Raw genomic sequence first — 17,579 nt, 5'->3', positions numbered from 1 at the left:
CCGGCGACCTCGGATGGGTCGAACGGCGGTGGTGCTGGTGGCCCTCACAGCGGCGTCGATCGACCTCGTCGCCAAAGCCGTCTCCGAGGCGCGGCTCGCCGACTCCACCGTCGACCTCGGACTGCTCCAGCTGCGGCTGGGGTACAACTCGGGCGTAGCGTTCAGCATGGGCAACGAGCTCCCGGTGGGCGTCATCGTGGCGATCACCACCGTGATCTCCATCGCCCTGGCGGCGTATGTGTGGCATCGAGCCCCACGTGCCGGGTGGATCGAGCGGATCGCCGGGGGGCCGTCCTCGGCGGCGCCGTCGCCAACGTCATCGACCGTGCCCGCGACGGCGTCGTCACCGACTACCTGCACACCGGTTGGTGGCCTACTTTCAACCTCGCCGACACCTTCTTGGTCACCGGTTTCCTCGTGATCGCCATGCTGCAATTCCGCCCCGAACGCACGGTGGCCAGAGAAGAGAATTAACCGGCCGCCCATCCAGCCAACACTGATGCGAGGGCTCCTGCCCGGTGCTCTTGGGGCGCGCAGAGACACCGCGCACAGTGCCCGTCGTCACGGGGCCGCGACAGGTTGGGCTGCCCGCGATCCCATCGCCACGACCGTACTCAGAAGGAACGCAACCGCCATGGTCCCCTCCGCGCTTCAAGCAATTGGCCTCTTCCTGGTCACCAATATCGACGACATCATCGTTCTGTCTCTGTTCTTTGCTCGCGGAGCCGGACAGCGGGGCACGACGGCCAAGATCGTCCTCGGCCAGTACCTGGGGTTCAGCGGCATCCTCCTCGCCTCCCTCGCGGTGACACTCGGGGCCGGGTTGTTCCTTCCCGTCGACGCCATTCCGTACTTCGGTCTGATTCCGCTGTTACTGGGCCTGCACGCCGCCTGGCAGGTCTGGCGCAACGGGGACGACGAGGACGAAGCGATGGAGGGGCGGGTGATCAGCGCCTGGGTCGTGGCAGCAGTGACGTTTGCCAACGGCGGAGACAACATCGGGGTCTATGTCCCGGTGTTCCTCTCCGTCGGCACGGGTGCCCTCGTGGCCTACTGCGTCGTGTTCTTGGCCCTGGTCGTTGTCCTGGTGGTGGCGGCAAAGTTCGTCGCCACCCGGAAGCCGATCGCCGAAGTGCTCGAGCGCTGGGAGCAGGTCCTGTTCCCCCTCGTGCTCATCGGCCTCGGCGTGGTCATCCTGGTCGAGGGCGGCGCCTTCGGGCTGTGAGCAGGCCGCCCCTCTGCGTCGTCGCCCGATCAGTGCTGACGGCGGCTGTGTGAGGCCAGCCACCGGCTTCGCAGCCCTCCGGAACCGTCGCACCCATGTCGGGCGATGCCGTCGCGGACTGCAGGTCCGTCCTGGCCACTTCTTGGTTAAAACCAATGCAGTGACGAACCCAGTGGGCAGCATTGAGACCAGTTCGAACTGGATCTGGGCGACCACGACCGCCGGTTTCGGCGTTCGGCCACAGTGGCACCGAACCCGAGAGGAGTTCGACCAGTGGGTGCTGCGTCATTCCGAGCTGGGCGCAGCCGTCGTGACAACGTCGAGTTGGCCGCTGACCTCGGGCACGTAGCCGCTGGCGTCGAGGAATAGCCGAAGCCGCCACCACCGCCACCATTGCGGCATTCGCGCCGTGAATGGCAACCAGATCACTCCGGGCCGGCCGAGAGACGGCTCGCTGGGCCATGCCACCACTTAGGGCAGCAGGATCTGACCCCAACCGCCCCGACAAGCGGCCTGTTCTTCACTAGGTCAACTTCGCCGGTCTTGGTTGTCGTCTGTGACCTGCGAACAGCGGTCTGCGGCTTCTCGCCCCTGGGCCGGGGGGCACCCACAGCCCATATCGCCTTGCAGGGCCTTGGGACGACATCAGCACGCACGCCGCAGCCCGGTCGACACCATGGTCGATCCTCGCACCCGAAAGGTGCAGCTCATCCGCTTGCGAGAACCGGCGATCACCCCGCTCTCCGAGTCACCGGCCCAATGGGGTCGGTCTCACGGTGCCTACCAGGTGACCTCGTGGCAGGCCTGGGACGGCTCGTCCTCGACCTGGAGCGTCGCATGCTCGATGCGGTGCTGCTCGCGGAGCACCTGCTGGGCCCGGACCAGGACGTCCTGGGAGTCCGCTCCGGGGACGACGACGAGGTGGGCGGTGGCGACGTGCATCCCTGACGTGAGCGCCCAGACGTGGAGGTCGTGGACCCCCGCCACACCGCCTACCGCTTCCAGCTCGGTGGTGACGTCGGACATGTCCATGCCCTCGGGGACGTGCTGGCCGAGCACTGCAAGGACCTGTCGGCCGAGGAACACTGCTCGTACGGCCACGAAGAGGCCGATGGCCAGGGCGACGAGGGTGTCCCAGTAGGTCGCTCCCGTGGTCGCGATCAGGATGGCGGAGGCGATGACGCCGAGGCTGCCCACGGTGTCAGCGACGACCTCGAGGTAGGCGCCGCGCACGTTCAGGGACTCGGCCGAGCCGGCACGCAGCAGCATCAGGGCCGCCACGTTGACCAGGAGTCCCAGGACGCCCACCACCAGCACGGGGCCCGTGGCGATCTCGACCTCCTCACCGATGCGGGTAAAGGCCTCGGTCACCACGTAGACCGAGACACCCAGCATCAGCAGGACCGCGAGGCCGGAGGCGAAGATCTCGGCCCGGTACGACCCGTAGGTGCGACGACCCGTCGTGTCCTTCCTCGTCGCGATCTTCGTGGCGAGCAGCGCCGCACCCAGTGCGACCACGTCGGCCGCCATGTGGCCGGCGTCCGAGAGCAGCGCCAGCGAGCCGGACAGCAGCCCGGCAACCAGCTCCACGACGAAGAACCCGGCGACGAGGGCGAAGGAGACCGCCAGCCGCCACCGGTGGCGGCCGCCGGCGTGGCCAGCAGGGCCTCCCCCGTCGTGCCCGTGCCCATGTCCGAAACCCATGCGCCCTCCTTCGTCTACACACGCCAACTACGCTGCTCGATAGTAGACCCGAGAGGCAGGAACCGGATGTCCCCGCTCATCGCCCGTACCCACCGCGTCCCGATCATCATCGCCCCGGCGCTGCTGACGCTGCCCGCCCTGCTCGTCGCAATCCCTGCCACGGCGAGTCCGGCCTCGGCGCACACCGACCTCGTCGGCTCCACCCCGGCAGCAGGTGATCGGGTCGCCCGAGCCCCGGGCACCGTCGAACTAGTCTTCAGCGAGGACGTCTCACCGGACCTCGCCGCGGTGGTGCTGAGCGTGGGGAGTCGCCAGCTCGGCCGCCTGCCGGTCTCCCAGGGCCGATCGACCGACACCCTGCTTGCCGACTCCTCGGCGCTCGCCGTGCCCGACGCATCGAGCACGACACCCTGGCAGGTGCGGTTCCGCGTGACGTCGGTGGACGGCCACCCGATCGAGGGGGCAGTGGAGTTCAGCGTCGCCGCCGCCCCGAGCACGTCATCACCATCATCACCCTCATCGCCGTCGCCCGAGGTGTCGGCGAACACCGCGGCACCCCAGGACGAGGCGGGCGCCGGCGCGGTGAGCAGCGCCCCCGACGCCATCCCGGCAGCGCAGGAGTCGGCCGCCGGGCTCCCCATCGCGGCCGCGCTCGTCGTCGTGGTGCTCGCGCTCCCTCTGCTGCTGGTCGTGGGCGCGCGGCGGCTGCGTGCGCGTCGCGCACCATCCGGCGAGTCGACCTCATGAGCGCGGGTCCGAGCACCGTGCCGAGCACCGTGCCGACTGCCCGGCCCGCGCCGAGCACCCTTGCCGTCCGGTACGTCGTGGTCCTGGCCGCCCCGGTCGCTGCTGTGGGACTGCTCCTCGCGGTGGGGGCCCTGGCTGCATCGACCGAACCGGGCCTGCCCGACCCCGGCGCCGCGGTCCGGGTCGGGATCCCTCTGGTCCAGTCCGTGCGTGACATCGCAGCCATGCTCACCGTCGGCCTGCTCGTGGTGGCAGCGTGGTGCGTGGGTCCCACCGCCGGTGCCACCAGGACGAGATCCCAGGACGGCGGGAGGCGGGACGCCCTCGAAGGCCCTCGCCAGCGGCTGGTGGACCTGGCCCTGCTCGCCGCAGCGACGTGGAGCGCTGCCGGTGCCGCGCTGATCGTGCTGACCTACGCCGACGCGGCCGGCGTCTCGCTCACCGAACCGGGCCTGGTGGGCCAGGCCCTGTTCTTCGCACAGAACTTCGAGCTGGGCCGCTACCTGTTCGCCAGCAGCGCCATCGCGGCACTGGTGGCACTCGGGTGCACCGTCGCTGGCCGGCAAGGTGCCGTGGGTCTGCTGGTCCTCCTTGCCCTGGCCGGGTTGTGGCCGATGGCCCTGACCGGCCACGCGGCCGGGACCCTGAACCACGACGACGCCGTCAACCTGCAGGCCTTCCACCTGCTCGGCACCTCGGTGTGGCTAGGAGGTCTGGCTGCGATCGCGCTCGCTCGTCCCTGGCTCGGCTCGCAGCTGGTGACCGTCGTGCGCCGCTACTCGACCCTGGCCGGGTGGTCGTTCCTGGTCGTCGGGGTCTCCGGCACCCTCGGCGCAGCCCTGCGGCTACAACAGGTCGCGGGCCTCTGGTCGGGCTACGGTGCCGTGCTGCTCGTCAAGGTCACGGCGCTCGGCCTGGTCGGCACCCTGGGTTGGTGGCACCGGGCAAGGCTGATCGACCAGATGGAGGCCGGGCGGCCGGGGCGATTCCTGCGTGTCGTCGCACTCGACGTCGCCGTGCTGGCCGTGGCGGCCGGGGCCGGCGTCGCCCTGAGCCGGACCGAGCCGCCGGCAGCCCCCGGGGCAGAACGCCCCCTCAGCGCGGCCGAGTCGCTGCTCGGCAAGGACCTGCCACCCGCGCTCGACGCCGCCGGCTGGTTCACCCGGTGGGACATCGACTCCCTGTGGCTGCCGGTCGCCGTGATGATGGTGGTGACCTACCTGGTCGCGGTGCGCCGGTTGGCCCGGCGCGGTGACCACTGGTCGCCCCTGCGTACGTTCACCTGGGTCCTCGGGTGGTCCCTGCTCACCTGGGCCACCAGCGGAGCACCCGGCGCGTACGGCGAGGTGCTGTTCAGCATGCACATGGTCCAGCACATGACCATCGCGATGGCGGTGCCCATGTTCCTGGTGCTGTCAGCGCCGGTGACCCTGGCGATGCGGGCGATCCCCCGCCGCCGGGACGGCTCCGACGGCGGCCGCGAGTGGCTGCTCCGGCTCGTGCACTCCCTGCCGGCCCAGCTGCTCGGGCACCCCGTCGTCGCAGCGGGCCTGTTCGTGGTCAGCCTGGTGGCCTTCTACTACTCCTCGTTGTTCGAGCTGTCGCTGCAGGCCCACACCGCCCACCAGCTGATGGTGGTGCACTTCCTCGCCTCGGGTTATCTCTTCTGCAACGCACTCATCGGCATCGACCCGGGCCCGGAGCGGCCGGCCTTCCCGTTCCGTGCGTTGCTGCTGATGGTCACCTTCGGCTTCCACGCCTTCTTCTCGGTGTCGCTGATGTCGAGCAACCGGGTGTTGGCCGAGTCCTGGTTCTCCAGCCTCCAGCGCGATTGGGGCGCCTCCCTGCTGGAGGATCAGAACCTCGGCGCCTCCATCGGCTGGGCCCTGGGCGACTACCCCCTGGCGGTGATGGCCGTGGCACTGATCGCGCTCTGGGTCGGCTCGGACCGACGGGAACGCAGGCGCTTCGACCGGCACGAGGACCGGTCCGGTGACGCCGAGCTCAACGCGTACAACGACTACCTCGCACGACTGTCGGGACGGCCTGGCGGCGTCGTTGGACCACCGCCAGACCCAACGACAACCCAGCCAGCAGCCACACCGCCGGTCCCAGCACGGGAGCCAGACGTGTAACCGGGGTGAGGTCGGCAACCAGCGGGACTCGCTGCACGAGCACGTCGGTGACCTGGGTGGGTGACTGGGCGACCACGACGCCCTCGGGATCGATCACGGCGCTCACCCCGTTGACCGAGGAGACCACGACCGCGCGGCCGACCTCGAGCGCCCGGGCACGGGTCAGGGCAAGCTGCTGGTCCAGCTGGCTGGTGCCGGTGAAGGTCGCGTTGCTGGTCTGCACGACCACGACCTGCGCGCCCGCGGCGACCTGGGGCGCGATGACGTCGTCGTAGGCCACGTCGAAGCAGATGGCCATGGCGACCTCGACGACATCGTCGCCGACGACCTCCATCGGCGGGGTCTCCCGGCCCGGCAGGATGTTGCGGGGGATCTCGCGGAAGCGGTCCGAGGCGCCTCCGAGCAGGTCGCGGAAAGGGACGTACTCGCCGAACGGGACCGGGTGGCGCTTGGTGTACCGAGCACCTGCTCCGCCGCCGGGGTTCCACAGCAGGGCCTGGTTCAGTGCCTCATCCGGGTCGTCGGCGCTCACGATGCCGTTCACCAGCAGGGGCACGCCGATCGCGCGGCTCGCCTCGTCCACGGCACGCCGGGCGCGGGGATCGTTCACGGGGTCGACGGCCGTCGAGCTCTCCGGCCAGACCACCAGGTCCGGTTTCGCGACGTCGCCGTCAGCCACCTGTTGGGCCAGCCGCACCGTCGCGTCCCGGTGCGCGCGGGTGATGGTGCGGTGAAAGGCCGCGACCGATCTTCCGTCGCCAGGGACCCCTCCCTGCACCGCAGCGACGGTGAAGGTCTCCTTGCTGGAGGCGGTCACGGGTGGCGCCATCTGCGGGATCACCGAACAGACGGCAACGACGACCACGGTGGACAGCGTCCGCACGCCGGCCTCGCGCACCGCCTCCGCGGCGGTCGCGGCAAGCAGCATCAAGACGAAGGTGGTGCCGGTCACGCCGATCCAGGGCAGCAGCCCTGACCACGCCGTGTCCACGACCGAAAAGCCCGCGCGGCCCCACGGCAGGCCGCCGAACGGCCAGGACTGCCGTGCCAGCTCGACGGCCGTGAGCACGGCTGCGCTCGCCAGGGCGGCGCCGGGCACGCCGCGCACGGCACGGACCGCGGTCCCAGCGAGGCCGAACCACAAGGCCTGCACGATGCCGAGTCCCACCCAGGCCCCTACCCCGATGGAGGGCCCAAGCCACGCCAGGAGGGGCAGGAAGAACCCGAGCCCGAAAAGCAGTCCGGAAGCGGCAGCGACCGTGCGGCCCGCTCCCGCCGTGACAGCAAGCCAGCACGCCGTGCCCAGCGGGACGAGCCATCCCACGGCCAGCGGCTCGAACCCGGCGGAGGCCAGCAGGCCAGCACCCAGGGAGGCCCCCGCGACCAGAAACGGCTGGACCGGGCGGACCAGGCGGGGCGGTGACGACACCCGGGCGACCTCGTTCTCGTGTGGGACAATATTACTATGACCAACAGTACTAGTCGCGGTGGAGCGCGGCTGTGGTGAAGGACCTGGGCCAGCTCGAGGCGGCCGTGATGCAGCGCCTGTGGGACTGGGACCGGCCCACCGCGGTCCGCGAAGTCCTCGAGGACCTGCAGCGCGAGCGTCCCCTCGCCTACACGACCGTGATGACGGTCCTCGACAACCTGCACGGCAAGGGCCTGGTCCGCCGGGAGAAGTCGGGTCGGGCCTTCCTCTACGTGCCAACCACCAGCCGCGAGGAGCACACCGCGGCACTCCTGGGCCAGGTCCTCAGCAGCAGCGGCGACCGCGGCTCCACGCTGCTGCACTTCGTCGGCCAGCTCGACCCGGCGGAGCTGGCGGAGCTCCGCGCCGCGCTGGATGAGTCGGGCAACTCCCAGCCATGATCTCGACCCTCATCCTCATCACGTTCGCGGCGGCCACCTCGACCCTGGGGCACCGTGTCCTCACCCGGGCGCGGTGGGTACGCAGGTTCCCCGCGGCCGGGATCTGGGCGTGGCAGACAGTCACGGTCTCGGTCGTGCTCTGCCTCGCTCTCGGCGGTCTCACCCTGGCGATCCCCCTGGCACCCGAGGACCAGGTGGCGGCGATCATGCAGCTGAGCCCGATCGAGCTCGCCCACCACTACCCCAATCCGGGAGGAGCGCTCCTCGCCGCCATCGCAGCAGGCACCGTCGGCGCGCTCCTGCTGCGCGTCCTCCTGCTCACGGTGGTCGACCTCCGCCGGGCCGGCCTCGAGCGGGGCTCCCAACGCATGTCGCTGGACATGGTCGGCGCGCCCCATCCCGACGGCTACCTCCTGCTCTCCCACCCGGTTCCGCTGGTCTACTGCCTGCCCGGCCGCCGACCGCAGATCGTGGTCACCTCCGGGGCTGCCTCGCTGCTCACCCCCGAGCAGCTGGCCCTTGTCCTGGCCCACGAGCGGGTGCACCTGCGGGTGCGGCACGACCTCGCGCTGGCCTTCGCCACAGCCCTGGCACGCACCTTCGCCTGGTGGCCACTCCTCGCGGCCGCCCCACAGGCGATCGCTGCGCTGGCCGAGATGCAGGCCGACGACGTCGTCCGCGCTCCCGCCGAGCGCCGGCAGCTCGCCCAGGCCCTGGCAACGATGAGGATGGCCGGTGCCCCCGCGACCCGCGCCGCTGCTCCCGCGGTCGCCGGGGCACAGGTCACGACCCGCGTCACCCGTCTCGCAGGCACACCGGTCGGTCACGCCCGCGCACGCGCCGGTGGGGCCGCCGTAGCAGGGCTGGCCCTGCTGGCGACGCCGGTCGCCCTGGCCCTGGCTCCCGCATTCGACGCCGCCACCACCGGGTGCTGCGTCTACGTCGAGTCCCGAGACGATCAGTTGCTGCCCGCCATCCTCGACGCTCCCTGAGGCCCACGCACCCGGGCCCGGTCCTCCTCAGCCCACCGCCGGCCACGGGTTGGGTCGGCAACCCTGCAAGCCGTAGGTCTGCTGAACCATGACGGGGGCCGGCGCCCCGGGCGAGGGGCACGACACGTGTCCTTGTCCCAGGGCGTGACCCACCTCGTGGTTCACCACGTAGCGCCGGTAGTCAGCCACCCGGCCGCCGTAGTGGGGCACCCCGACCGCCCAGCGCACGGCGTTGAGCACCACCAGGTCGCCGTTGCGGCAGGAGACCTGACCGCGGGTAAGCAGCGGCGCACACAGCCGGTCGGTGGTGTCGGGTGAGGCCAGGCGCACCCGGAGATCTGCTGTTGCCTCGACACGGTCGAAGGTCGTGCCCACGACCCCGGTCCATCCGCGCTCGTCGCCCAGCACCGCGTCGACCTGGGTCGCGACGTCGGCGGCGGAGTACGGCAGGCCGCGCTCGACCTCCACCACGTAGGTCAGGTCGGCTGGACCGGATGACCCACCCTGCGCCGGCGCGACGGCGAACGTCCCCTCCGCCTGCTGGGGCACCACGGGAAGGAACCGGGTGCCCTCGACGGGTCGGCGTACGGGCTCAGCGGCCGGGACCGCCTCCAGGCCGGGTGCACGGGCGGGCGCGGGTCCGAGGTTGATCGATGGCGTCACCCCGGGGGTCGAGCTCTCGACCGTGCTTCGAGCCGCACCGGTCGAGGTCGCCACGGTCGCGGCCATCAGCGCCACTGCCACCACGGCACTCCACCCCCCAGCAGTGCGGTGCCACCGCGGACGGGGACGGGGACGGTGCACACCGGGCCGGGCAGTCACCGACCTGTCACCGCAGACCCCGTCGACGCGTCCTCGATCAGGGCGCGGAGCGTCGGCGCCGTCACGGTGCCCACCACCCGGGCCGCGACCCTCCCGTCTGGGTCCACCACCACGGTGGACGGAACCGCGGCTGAGGCCAACAACCCCCCGAAGGCAAGAAGCGCCTCTGGACTGTCATCCGGCACGATGCTGGGATATGGCACGTCGAAGGTGCGCTCGAAGGCCCTAGCGGCGTCAGGGTTGTCACGCACGTTGATGCCGAGGAACTGCACCCCCTCATCCTCGGTCTCGCCTGCCACCTGCGCCAGGACAGGAGCCTCTTCGCGGCAGGGGCCGCACCAGGAGCCCCAGACGTTCACCACCGAGACGCCGCCCTGGAGGGCGGTGCTGTCGAACTCGCCGCCGTCGAGCAGCGCCCCGACGAACGGCTCGACCGCCTTCCGGTCGCCCTCGGCGTACTGCTGGATGACGTCCCCGCTGCCGACACTGCTCGAGGCGGCGGTGTCGGTGGAGTCGCGGGCGGGGCTGGTCAGGTACCAGGCTGCGACAGCGACCAGCACCAGGACGAGGAGCAGGACGGCGGAGCCCTTCAGGTTGCGCTCCGGTCCTGCGCGGTCCGGCTCGGGTACCGGTGCGCTCACAGCGGCACCTGCCAGCCGGCGACCCAGACCTGCACCTGGGCGACCATCTCCGACCAGGCCCCGCTGAGCTGGAGCAGCCCAATCAGGACCAGCACACCGCCGCCCACGCGGGCGATGGCCGTGGAGTGGCGGCGTACCCACACCAGCAGGCGACGTGCGCGGGCGTACCAGATCGCGGCCAGCAGGAACGGGACGCCGATGCCCAGGCTGTAGGCGAAGGACAGGGCTGCGCCGCGACCGGCCGTGGCGCTTGTCGTCGCCAGTGCGAGGACCGCCGCCAGGGCGGGTCCGACGCACGGGGTCCACCCGATCCCGAAGACCATGCCGAGCAGCGGTGCCCCCGCGAGCCCGACCCGCGGCTGGTAGCGGGGACGCAGGGTGCGTTGCAGGAACGGGACCCGGTCCGAGAGCCCCGCGAACAGCAGCCCCAGCACGACCAGCACCGCTCCCGAGACCCGGACGAGCGTCTCCTGGTAGCGGACCAGCGAGGAGCCCAGTGAGCCGAACAGCACCCCGTAGCTGGTGAAGACGACCGCGAAGCCTGCCACGAAGAGCACGGTGCCTACCACGACCCGGGACCGAGCAGGAGCACCGGCGGCCGCGCCGCCAGCTGCGTCGTCGTCGGAGACACCGGCGACGTAGGACAGGTAACCGGGCAGAAGCGGCAGCGTGCAGGGCGAGAAGAACGACACGACGCCGGCGAGCACCGCGACCGGGACCGCCAGCAGCATCGACCCCGACAGCACCACGTCCTGAGCACCCATCAGAGCACCGTCACCCAGTAGGACCAGAAGCGGTGCAGGACCAGCGCCAGGACGAGCACCAGCACCACCGCGAGCACCAGTACGTGCGATTCCGCGACCATCCGGACCGCGCGCGAGCGCGCCGCGGCCCCTCCGAGCAGTCCTGCGCGAAGGTTGAACGACGTGACGTAGAAGGCCACTGGCACCACCACCGCCCAGACCACCATGCAGTACGGGCACAGGGCACCGATGCGGTACAGACTCTGGAACACCAGCCAGCCCACGAGGGCCAGGCCCAGGACGACCCCCACCTGGAGACCGAGCCAGTACCACCGCGCAAGCCGCGCGCCTGCCAGGAGCGCCGCGCCCGTGGCAGCGAGCACGGGGAACGCCGCCACTCCGATGATCGGATTGGGGAACCCGAAGAGCTCTGCCTGCGGGGTCGACATGATCGACCCACAGCTGAGCACGGGGTTGATGCTGCAGCTGGGCACGTACGCGGGATCGGCGATGAGCGCGATCTTCTCGACCAGGAGCGTTGCTGCTGCGAGCAGACCCGTCACCCCGCCGAGGAGCAGGAGCCAGGCCAGCGGCCGCACATCCGGCCCGACACCGGCGTCGACGTCAGCCGATGCGGGGCCGGTGGGTGCGAGCGCCGAGGTCACGACTCGAGGGCCTCGTCCAGCGCCTGAGTGAAGTCTTCGTAGGTCCGGGGCTGGAGCAGCTCGCCATCGAGGTAGAAGGTCGGGGTGCCCTGGACGCCGAGCTCCATGCCGTCGTCGACGTCGCGCTGCACCCGGGCGGCCACCTCGGGGCTCGCGAAGTCGGCGTCGTACTGCTCCATGTCCAGGCCGAGATCCTCGGCGTAGGACCGGAACAGGTCGTCCTTGGGCTCCTGGCTCTCCCCCCACTCAGCCTGCGTCTCGTACATCATCTGGTACATCGCCTCGAACTCGCCCTGACGGGCCGCCGACTCCACCGCGCGTGCCGCCGGTTCGGCGTTGACGTGGCCGGGGAGCGGGAAGTAGCGGGCCACGAAGGTGACGCGGCCGTCGTACTCGGCCCGCAGCTGCTCGACCGCTGGGTAGACCGCACCGCAGGCCTCGCACTCGAAGTCGAGGAACTCGACCATGGTCACGTTCCCCGACCTCGCCGGCTCCCCCACGACCTGGCTGTCCTCCCGCACCAACAGGGAGTCCTCGCCATCAGAGGTCTTCTCCACCGCCGCCGGTGCCGCCTCGCCCCGGTTCAAGAACAGCACGGCGCCGATCGCGATCAGCGCGATCAAGATGACGCCGATCCCACCCTTGGTCTGTGTCCGCATGTCCTGCCTCCCGCTCGCCGTCAAGTACTATCCAACATCGTAGATCACGCCCAGCGACCCCTCGGCCACACCCGCGCCGCGGGCCGCGGTACCGCCGACCCTCCCTCGGAAGGACCTCCATGCGCATCGTCATCACGCCCAAGGCCGTGGCTCCCGCGCTTGCCGCGATCCTCCTCACACTCCTCGCCGCGTGTGGCACCGAGGACGCAGCAGCACCGACCGGTGACGGGGTGGCGACGGCGCCCCCCTCAGCCACCCCCTCAACCACCTCTTCCGGTCCGTCGGGTGACGAGCCGTCCCGGTCGCAGGTCGCCGAGCCCGCCCCGGCCGACCTCGCCGTCGTCGTGGACGGTGCGGAGATCACCCCGAACGCGCAGGAGATCAGCGTCGATGTCGGCGACCCACTCTCGGTGAGCGTCGAGGCCGACCGGGCCGGTGAGCTGCACGTCCACTCCAAGCCCGAGCAGTACTTCCCCTTCCAGCCCGGCGAGACCTCCTTCGAGCTGACGGTCCAGACCCCCGGATCCGTCGAGGTCGAGGACGACGACACCGGCGACGTGGTCGCGCTCCTGGAAGTGAGCTGATGGGAGCGGCCGTGGACGTCTCGGCCCACGGCCTGGGCGGCGGAGCCGACCTCCCCATCCCGGCCTCCTTCGCGGTCGCCGGAGGCACCGCCGCCTTGACGGTGTCCTTCCTGGTCCTGCTGCTGGCCTGGCGCCGGGCGCGCTACGCCGACGCCGAGGTGGGACTGGTCGTGCCACGCACCCTCGCCGTCGTGATCGACCACCCCGCCCTCCGCGTGGCCGTCAGAACCATCGGCCTGGCGGTCGCGGCATTCGCCGCCTGGGCCGCCGTCGCGGGCGAGGACCTCCTGACCAACCCGGTCTTCGGCCTGGTCTACGTGTGGCTGTGGGTCGGCATCGTCCCGGTCTCGCTCCTCCTCGGTCCGGTGATCAGCCTGGCCAGCCCGGCCCGGACCATCCACCTCATCCTGGCCCGCGCGACCGGCGGCGACCCAGACCAAGGCATCGCCACCATGCCGTCCTGGCTCGGGTACTGGCCGGCAGCGATCGGACTCTTCGCCTTCGTGTGGCTCGAACTGGTGTACCCCGAAGCCACCTACCTCGGACCGCTGCGGCTCTGGTTCGCGCTGTACCTGGCCGCCACCGTGATCGGCGCGGCGGTGTTCGGGGCGAGCTGGTTGTCCCGGTCCGACCCCTTCGAGGTCTACGCGAACCTGGTGTCCCGACTGTCAGTCTGGGGGCGGCGAGCAGACGGCACCCTCATCATGGTCAGCCCACTGCGCAACATGACAGGTCTCCGCGGAGAAGCAGGACTGGTCGCCGTGGTGGCGGTGCTGCTCGGGTCCACCGCCTTCGACAGCTTCCGCGAGTCGGTCCCGTGGGTCCGCTTCAGCCAGCGGACCATGCTCGACAACACCGCCCTCGACACCGGGGTGCTGCTGGCGGCCTGCGCCCTGGTGGGAACGACCTTCTTCGCCGCAGTCGCCGCGGCCGGACCAGGAAACGACGGCACCCCACGACGCCACATGCCCCGGCGACTGGCCGCCAGCATCGTCCCGGTCATCGTCGGGTACATGGTCGCCCACTACCTGACCCTGTTCGTCGAGGTCGGTCAGCAGACCCTGGTCCAGGTCAGTGACCCCCTCAGCAACGGCTCGGACCTGTTCGGCACCAGCGGGTGGGGTGTCAGCTACTTCTTGTCGACGAACCCGACTCTCCTGGCCACCATCAAGGTGCTGGCCATCGTGGTCGGGCACGTCCTCGGCGTGATCGTCGCCCACGACCGGTCACTGCAGCTCCTCCCGCCGCGGCGTCACCTCGTCGGCCAGCTACCGCTGCTCGGCGCCATGACGCTGTACACGTTCACCGGGTTGTACCTGCTGTTCGGCCTCTAGGTCCAGGGGGACCCGCCATGTCGTGTACACCCCCGGCCCGTCCGGCCGGGGGTGTCACCTGCTGCGTCAGCGGACGTTGACGAAGACCGGGTTGGAGTAGAACCAGAGGTCGTCCCACGGGCTCTCCAGACCGTCGGCCTCCGGCTCCATCTCGTCGGTGTTGGTGCCCCGGACCCGGGCGTAGAGGTCAGTCTGGACATTGGACAGGGTATGGCGGATGACGTACTCGTCGCCACGGCGGCGCCAGTCCCGCCTGCCGAACCGGGCCACGACCTCGGTGGTCGGGTTGGTGTCGGAGTCGAGGTTGGTGCCGACGCCGGTGACCTCACCGACGATGAGGTCCACCCGGTTGACCTCCGGGCGGTCGCCGTTGCCGTTCTCACCGTCGAGCGGCTGGAACCGGATCTCGATCTCGACGTCAGAGTTCTGCCGTCGCGAGACCGTGATGGTCTCCCCCATCACCGCCTCCTGCCGACCCGCCGTGGCGGTCACGTCCAGGCTCTGCACCAGGTCTCCGGTAGTGACCCAGACCCGCCCGCTGCGCAGTCCGTCCATCACGTCGGCGTACTCGTCCCGGGCGTGGACATAGGTCTTGGAGTACTCACCGGGCCAGAAGTCGGTGCCACCGCGCGTCCAATGCACGTGGGAGTCGGAGGTGGCGGTGATCCACCAGCGCCGCCCCTCGCCGAGCAGGGAGTCCCAGAGACCGCCTACCCGGGCGGTCATTTGGTCGTATCCGCCGTGAGTGGGGTAGCTGCCGTACCCGCCTCGGGCCTCCCCGTTCAGCGGTCCCGCCTGGTGCCCGGGCGCGCCCTCGAAACCGACGTAGACCTGGGGGGCGGCGTTGTTGCCGTTGCGGAACTCGCGCGGGGTGTCGAGGCCGTAGACGCCCAACCCGGTGGCCGAGCGTGAGGCGTGGTGTGCGAGCACCAGCGGCTTGTGGCGCATCCGGTCGGCGACCTTGAGGAACTCGACCATCTTCTCTTCGGTGTCGCGCGCGGGGTCCGTGGGGTACGCGTCCCGCTTGGCGAAGCGGCTCTCGAGCTCGAAGAGGACCTGGGCCTCGTCGTTGCGTCGCGGGATCATCAGCGTGTGGTGGTCCAGGGCCGGAGCGTCGAACTCCATCCCCCAGAACTGCAGCACGTCGGGCACCAGCTGCCGCGACCGCAGCAGGTCGGGGTAGGCCTGCTCCAGGTTCACCTTCGAGTGGTTCGGGCCACCGTGGTCGGTGCACATCATCCAGCCCAGCCCGAAGTACTTGCCCATGATCGCGTTGGTCACGATCGGGTAGACCGCGTCCGCGCCCTTGAGGAACGTCGGCGGGGTGGTGGTCGTGTCGAAGTCCCCGCTGTACTCGGAGTGGACATGGTGATCACCGGCCCGCCACCTCCGGCCGCGACTCCCGCTACGCGGGCGCCGGCTCGCGGTGTCGTCGGCCCACGCCTCACCGGTGCCGGTCATGGTCCCGGCCGCGGCGAGCGTTGCCCCGACCCCGGCGTACTTGACCAGTTGACGTCGGGAGTAGCCGGACTCGTCAGGACGGTCGGTCGTGTCGTTCTCGGCCATGTGGGGGTGCTCCTCGAGAGATGTGGAGTGCTCGGAGTTCGAGTCGACGCCGCGTATGTGAACTGGCCGGCGACACCAGGGGAGAATCATCCGAATTGACCGCGGATGGGAGGTTCGCATGTCGCGCTCCGCGACCGGACTTCAACCGCCGCCAGGCCCACGGCGACGTACTCGTAGACCCGACTCGGGTCAGTGGCGGCCAACCACCTAATAACGCAGCGCCTTGCGAACAACCGGGTCTGCTGGGTGGTTAAAGGACATGACTGCGACCATGGAACGGACGGTGAGGTGGCCGCGTTGCCAGGAGCGTCGCCTGCTTCCTCCCACGGAGGGGGACGCAGCGCGCTGGGCGGCGTCGTTGCAGTTCATGTGGCGTCCCCCAAAAGCTCGGTGCTCGCGCACGGCGACGGCTCAACGTCGCCCGTGAGCGGATCGGTCACTGGCACGCTCCGCGAGCCGATCGCCCTGCGGCACAGGCCGGGCGCAATACCGCTCGGCCAGTTATGAGGCTTCAGGACCGCTCGTCCGGTGGCCGGCGACGGCGCGCAGGCCGCTGGCCGAATTCCTCGGGGGTGATGAACGTCGAGATGTCAGAGCTCGGCGTGCAGGGGTCGGCGAGCCGGGCAGCGAGGTCCTCCTCGTCCGGTTCGGGTGGAGACGGCGGCGCTTCATACTCCTCATCGATCCACCCGCAAACATCGCACCGACCAGCCACCACGGCGTAGGAGTCGCAGCTATGGCAACGGTTACCCCGTTCCGTACGTGCGCGCATGGCCGAGGCGGTCACGGTGGCCAAGAGGTGGCTCGTGACGGCCGCACCGATCTCCGCATCGAAGTGGGCTGCGTTCTTGGCGTGGGTGAGCCAGTTGACGTAGCTCCACGTCTCCTCGCCCATGGTCTTGAGATACGAACGCAGCTTCGCTGCGCTCGGCCCGCCGGCGACATAGCCTGCGAAGAGGTTGATCCACGCCTTCACGTTCGCCGCTTGGGGGCGGTCTGTTCCCTCCGGGACGAGCGCATCGTCCGCGACTTCCTCGGCGAACGAGACAAGACACTCCCGCAGGCGCATGCCAACTGCCTGATAGTCCTCGGCTTCCCGCGCAACTTGAAGTGCCTCAACTGCCTGGTCCCAGCGTCGCCACGCTGCGGGCAGGAGCGCGGCCGCCGACTCGGTGATCGGGACGACCTCGCGAGACATCATGCGAAGCACCAACCCGACGTGAAACGTGAGCACGACGTCGCGGCTCTTGAAGTCCTCCTGCGAATAGAGGTTCGTCGGGTTGGTGACGACCCACCACCGGCCCGACTCAGCGTGTAGGTCCCAGATGTCGTGAGGGACGGAACCGACGCGCTCCGAGGCGGCCTTCTCTAAATGAATCAGTGGATCGTCGGGCCATTGCCCTTCCCAGTACTCCCGGATGCGCTCGTATTCGCTCGGGTCAGACTTCATAGCGAGACGAAGTCTGCCAGCAAAGCAACGCGCAGGGCCACGGCAGGATGTGCGGGCGCCGGCGTGAGGTCAGCCCGTATATGTCCATCTCGGGGTTGGACTTGGCCGTGGGACGGTTCCTGACCCGAACAGTGGGGTGAGTCAGCGCTGGTCATCGACCCCACGACTGCTGGAGTGGAAAAAGCGAGGTTGCGGGGACATTGACCCGCACGCCGGGGCAGGTCCACCGCCATCCCTGCGCTCAAGATCCGTTAGAGGCGCTGAAGACGTGCCAATGAAGGATCGGCTCCAGGGGGCAGGTGAAAGGGTTCGAAGTAGTGACGGGGCCCGATGAAGTTGATGCCGCCAGCGCTTGTCAGCCCGATTGAATTTCGATAGATTAGTGTCGCACAACGACATGAAAGGGTCGAGAAATGAGTGGTCGAGCTATCGCTGCGCTGCGT

16 protein-coding genes and 1 pseudogene are annotated in these 17,579 nt (G+C 70.0%); 8 read left to right on the top strand and 9 right to left on the bottom strand.

Features of this window, described 5'->3' with window-relative positions:
• Positions 1-240: 240 nt before the first annotated feature.
• Complete coding sequence (locus ENKNEFLB_RS22465; RefSeq protein ID WP_338040956.1) at positions 241-474, top strand: signal peptidase II; 234 nt, start codon at positions 241-243, stop codon at positions 472-474.
• 160 nt (positions 475-634) lie between these two features.
• Positions 635-1,225, top strand: coding sequence for a cadmium resistance transporter (locus ENKNEFLB_RS08510; RefSeq protein WP_214058794.1), 591 nt, complete (start codon positions 635-637; stop codon positions 1,223-1,225).
• A 780-nt stretch (positions 1,226-2,005) separates the two neighbouring features.
• On the opposite strand, the gene ENKNEFLB_RS08505 is transcribed toward ENKNEFLB_RS08510, so the two are convergent.
• On the bottom strand, positions 2,006-2,929 hold the full coding sequence (locus ENKNEFLB_RS08505; RefSeq protein WP_214058793.1) for a cation diffusion facilitator family transporter: 924 nt from the start codon (positions 2,927-2,929) through the stop codon (positions 2,006-2,008).
• Positions 2,930-2,995: 66 nt separating this feature from the next.
• On the opposite strand from ENKNEFLB_RS08505, the gene ENKNEFLB_RS08500 reads away from it, so the two are divergent.
• Positions 2,996-3,676, top strand: coding sequence for a copper resistance CopC family protein (locus tag ENKNEFLB_RS08500; protein ID WP_214058792.1), 681 nt, complete (start codon positions 2,996-2,998; stop codon positions 3,674-3,676).
• Positions 3,673-5,604, top strand: a pseudogene (locus ENKNEFLB_RS08495) (bifunctional copper resistance protein CopD/cytochrome c oxidase assembly protein); the annotation flags it as partial. The gene ENKNEFLB_RS08500 and the pseudogene ENKNEFLB_RS08495, both read left to right, overlap by 4 nt.
• Before the next feature lie 76 nt (positions 5,605-5,680).
• On the opposite strand, the gene lnt reads toward ENKNEFLB_RS08495, so the two are convergent.
• Positions 5,681-7,240, bottom strand: coding sequence for an apolipoprotein N-acyltransferase (gene lnt / locus ENKNEFLB_RS22460; RefSeq protein WP_338040955.1), 1,560 nt, complete (start codon positions 7,238-7,240; stop codon positions 5,681-5,683).
• 71 nt (positions 7,241-7,311) lie between these two features.
• Here lnt and ENKNEFLB_RS08490 point away from each other — a divergent pair, with 71 nt between their 5' ends.
• Both ENKNEFLB_RS08490 and ENKNEFLB_RS08485 read left to right on the top strand, forming a co-directional pair.
• Positions 7,312-7,680 (top strand): BlaI/MecI/CopY family transcriptional regulator, encoded by a 369-nt coding sequence (locus tag ENKNEFLB_RS08490; RefSeq protein WP_246535912.1) that lies wholly within the window; start codon positions 7,312-7,314, stop codon positions 7,678-7,680.
• A complete protein-coding gene (locus ENKNEFLB_RS08485; protein WP_214058790.1) occupies positions 7,677-8,672 on the top strand; it encodes a M56 family metallopeptidase in 996 nt (331 codons plus the stop codon). The genes ENKNEFLB_RS08490 and ENKNEFLB_RS08485 overlap by 4 nt, the downstream gene beginning before the upstream one ends.
• Before the next feature lie 27 nt (positions 8,673-8,699).
• On the opposite strand, the gene ENKNEFLB_RS08480 is transcribed toward ENKNEFLB_RS08485, so the two are convergent.
• The 5 genes from ENKNEFLB_RS08480 to ENKNEFLB_RS08460 all read right to left on the bottom strand — a co-directional run bounded on the left by ENKNEFLB_RS08480 (position 8,700) and on the right by ENKNEFLB_RS08460 (position 12,202).
• Positions 8,700-9,416 carry a DUF3152 domain-containing protein gene (locus ENKNEFLB_RS08480; protein ID WP_246535911.1) on the bottom strand — a complete coding sequence of 239 codons (717 nt, stop codon included), beginning with the start codon at positions 9,414-9,416 and terminating at the stop codon, positions 8,700-8,702.
• 74 nt (positions 9,417-9,490) lie between these two features.
• Positions 9,491-10,135: a TlpA family protein disulfide reductase gene (locus tag ENKNEFLB_RS08475; RefSeq protein ID WP_214058789.1), complete on the bottom strand. Its 645-nt coding sequence runs from the start codon at positions 10,133-10,135 to the stop codon at positions 9,491-9,493.
• A complete protein-coding gene (locus tag ENKNEFLB_RS08470) occupies positions 10,132-10,899 on the bottom strand; it encodes a cytochrome c biogenesis CcdA family protein (protein ID WP_214058788.1) in 768 nt (255 codons plus the stop codon). The genes ENKNEFLB_RS08475 and ENKNEFLB_RS08470 overlap by 4 nt, the downstream gene beginning before the upstream one ends.
• Positions 10,899-11,543: a vitamin K epoxide reductase family protein gene (locus ENKNEFLB_RS08465; RefSeq protein ID WP_214058787.1), complete on the bottom strand. Its 645-nt coding sequence runs from the start codon at positions 11,541-11,543 to the stop codon at positions 10,899-10,901. The genes ENKNEFLB_RS08470 and ENKNEFLB_RS08465 overlap by 1 nt, the downstream gene beginning before the upstream one ends.
• Positions 11,540-12,202 (bottom strand): DsbA family protein, encoded by a 663-nt coding sequence (locus ENKNEFLB_RS08460; protein WP_214058786.1) that lies wholly within the window; start codon positions 12,200-12,202, stop codon positions 11,540-11,542. Before ENKNEFLB_RS08460 ends, ENKNEFLB_RS08465 begins: the two co-directional genes overlap by 4 nt.
• Before the next feature lie 119 nt (positions 12,203-12,321).
• Between ENKNEFLB_RS08460 and ENKNEFLB_RS08455 the strand changes: the two genes are divergently transcribed.
• Positions 12,322-12,786: a hypothetical protein gene (locus ENKNEFLB_RS08455; RefSeq protein ID WP_214058785.1), complete on the top strand. Its 465-nt coding sequence runs from the start codon at positions 12,322-12,324 to the stop codon at positions 12,784-12,786.
• On the top strand, positions 12,786-14,120 hold the full coding sequence (locus tag ENKNEFLB_RS08450; protein ID WP_214058784.1) for a hypothetical protein: 1,335 nt from the start codon (positions 12,786-12,788) through the stop codon (positions 14,118-14,120). Before ENKNEFLB_RS08455 ends, ENKNEFLB_RS08450 begins: the two co-directional genes overlap by 1 nt.
• Positions 14,121-14,186: 66 nt before the next feature.
• On the opposite strand, the gene ENKNEFLB_RS08445 is transcribed toward ENKNEFLB_RS08450, so the two are convergent.
• Together ENKNEFLB_RS08445 and ENKNEFLB_RS08440 are read right to left on the bottom strand one after the other, a co-directional pair.
• On the bottom strand, positions 14,187-15,686 hold the full coding sequence (locus ENKNEFLB_RS08445; protein ID WP_214058783.1) for a CehA/McbA family metallohydrolase domain-containing protein: 1,500 nt from the start codon (positions 15,684-15,686) through the stop codon (positions 14,187-14,189).
• A 511-nt stretch (positions 15,687-16,197) separates the two neighbouring features.
• Positions 16,198-17,136, bottom strand: a complete 939-nt coding sequence (locus ENKNEFLB_RS08440) for a hypothetical protein (protein ID WP_214058782.1) — start codon at positions 17,134-17,136, stop codon at positions 16,198-16,200.
• Positions 17,137-17,579 lie beyond the last annotated feature (443 nt).

The sequence above is a fragment of the Nocardioides aquaticus genome (genome assembly GCF_018459925.1).
GTDB lineage: Bacteria > Actinomycetota > Actinomycetes > Propionibacteriales > Nocardioidaceae > Nocardioides > Nocardioides aquaticus.
This window is presented reverse-complemented; position numbering and strand designations above follow the sequence as displayed.

Excerpts from the sequence above, each read along its gene's own strand:
- ENKNEFLB_RS08510 (WP_214058794.1), top strand. The coding sequence starts at position 635 with ATGGTCCCCTCCGCGCTTCAAGCAATTGGCCTCTTCCTGGTCACCAAT.
- ENKNEFLB_RS08460 (WP_214058786.1), bottom strand. The coding sequence starts at position 12,202 with ATGCGGACACAGACCAAGGGTGGGATCGGCGTCATCTTGATCGCGCTG.
- ENKNEFLB_RS08450 (WP_214058784.1), top strand. The coding sequence starts at position 12,786 with ATGGGAGCGGCCGTGGACGTCTCGGCCCACGGCCTGGGCGGCGGAGCC.
- ENKNEFLB_RS08470 (WP_214058788.1), bottom strand. The coding sequence starts at position 10,899 with ATGGGTGCTCAGGACGTGGTGCTGTCGGGGTCGATGCTGCTGGCGGTC.
- ENKNEFLB_RS08500 (WP_214058792.1), top strand. The coding sequence starts at position 2,996 with ATGTCCCCGCTCATCGCCCGTACCCACCGCGTCCCGATCATCATCGCC.
- ENKNEFLB_RS08445 (WP_214058783.1), bottom strand. The coding sequence starts at position 15,686 with ATGGCCGAGAACGACACGACCGACCGTCCTGACGAGTCCGGCTACTCC.
- ENKNEFLB_RS08440 (WP_214058782.1), bottom strand. The coding sequence starts at position 17,136 with ATGAAGTCTGACCCGAGCGAATACGAGCGCATCCGGGAGTACTGGGAA.
- ENKNEFLB_RS08505 (WP_214058793.1), bottom strand. The coding sequence starts at position 2,929 with ATGGGTTTCGGACATGGGCACGGGCACGACGGGGGAGGCCCTGCTGGC.
- ENKNEFLB_RS08485 (WP_214058790.1), top strand. The coding sequence starts at position 7,677 with ATGATCTCGACCCTCATCCTCATCACGTTCGCGGCGGCCACCTCGACC.
- ENKNEFLB_RS08455 (WP_214058785.1), top strand. The coding sequence starts at position 12,322 with ATGCGCATCGTCATCACGCCCAAGGCCGTGGCTCCCGCGCTTGCCGCG.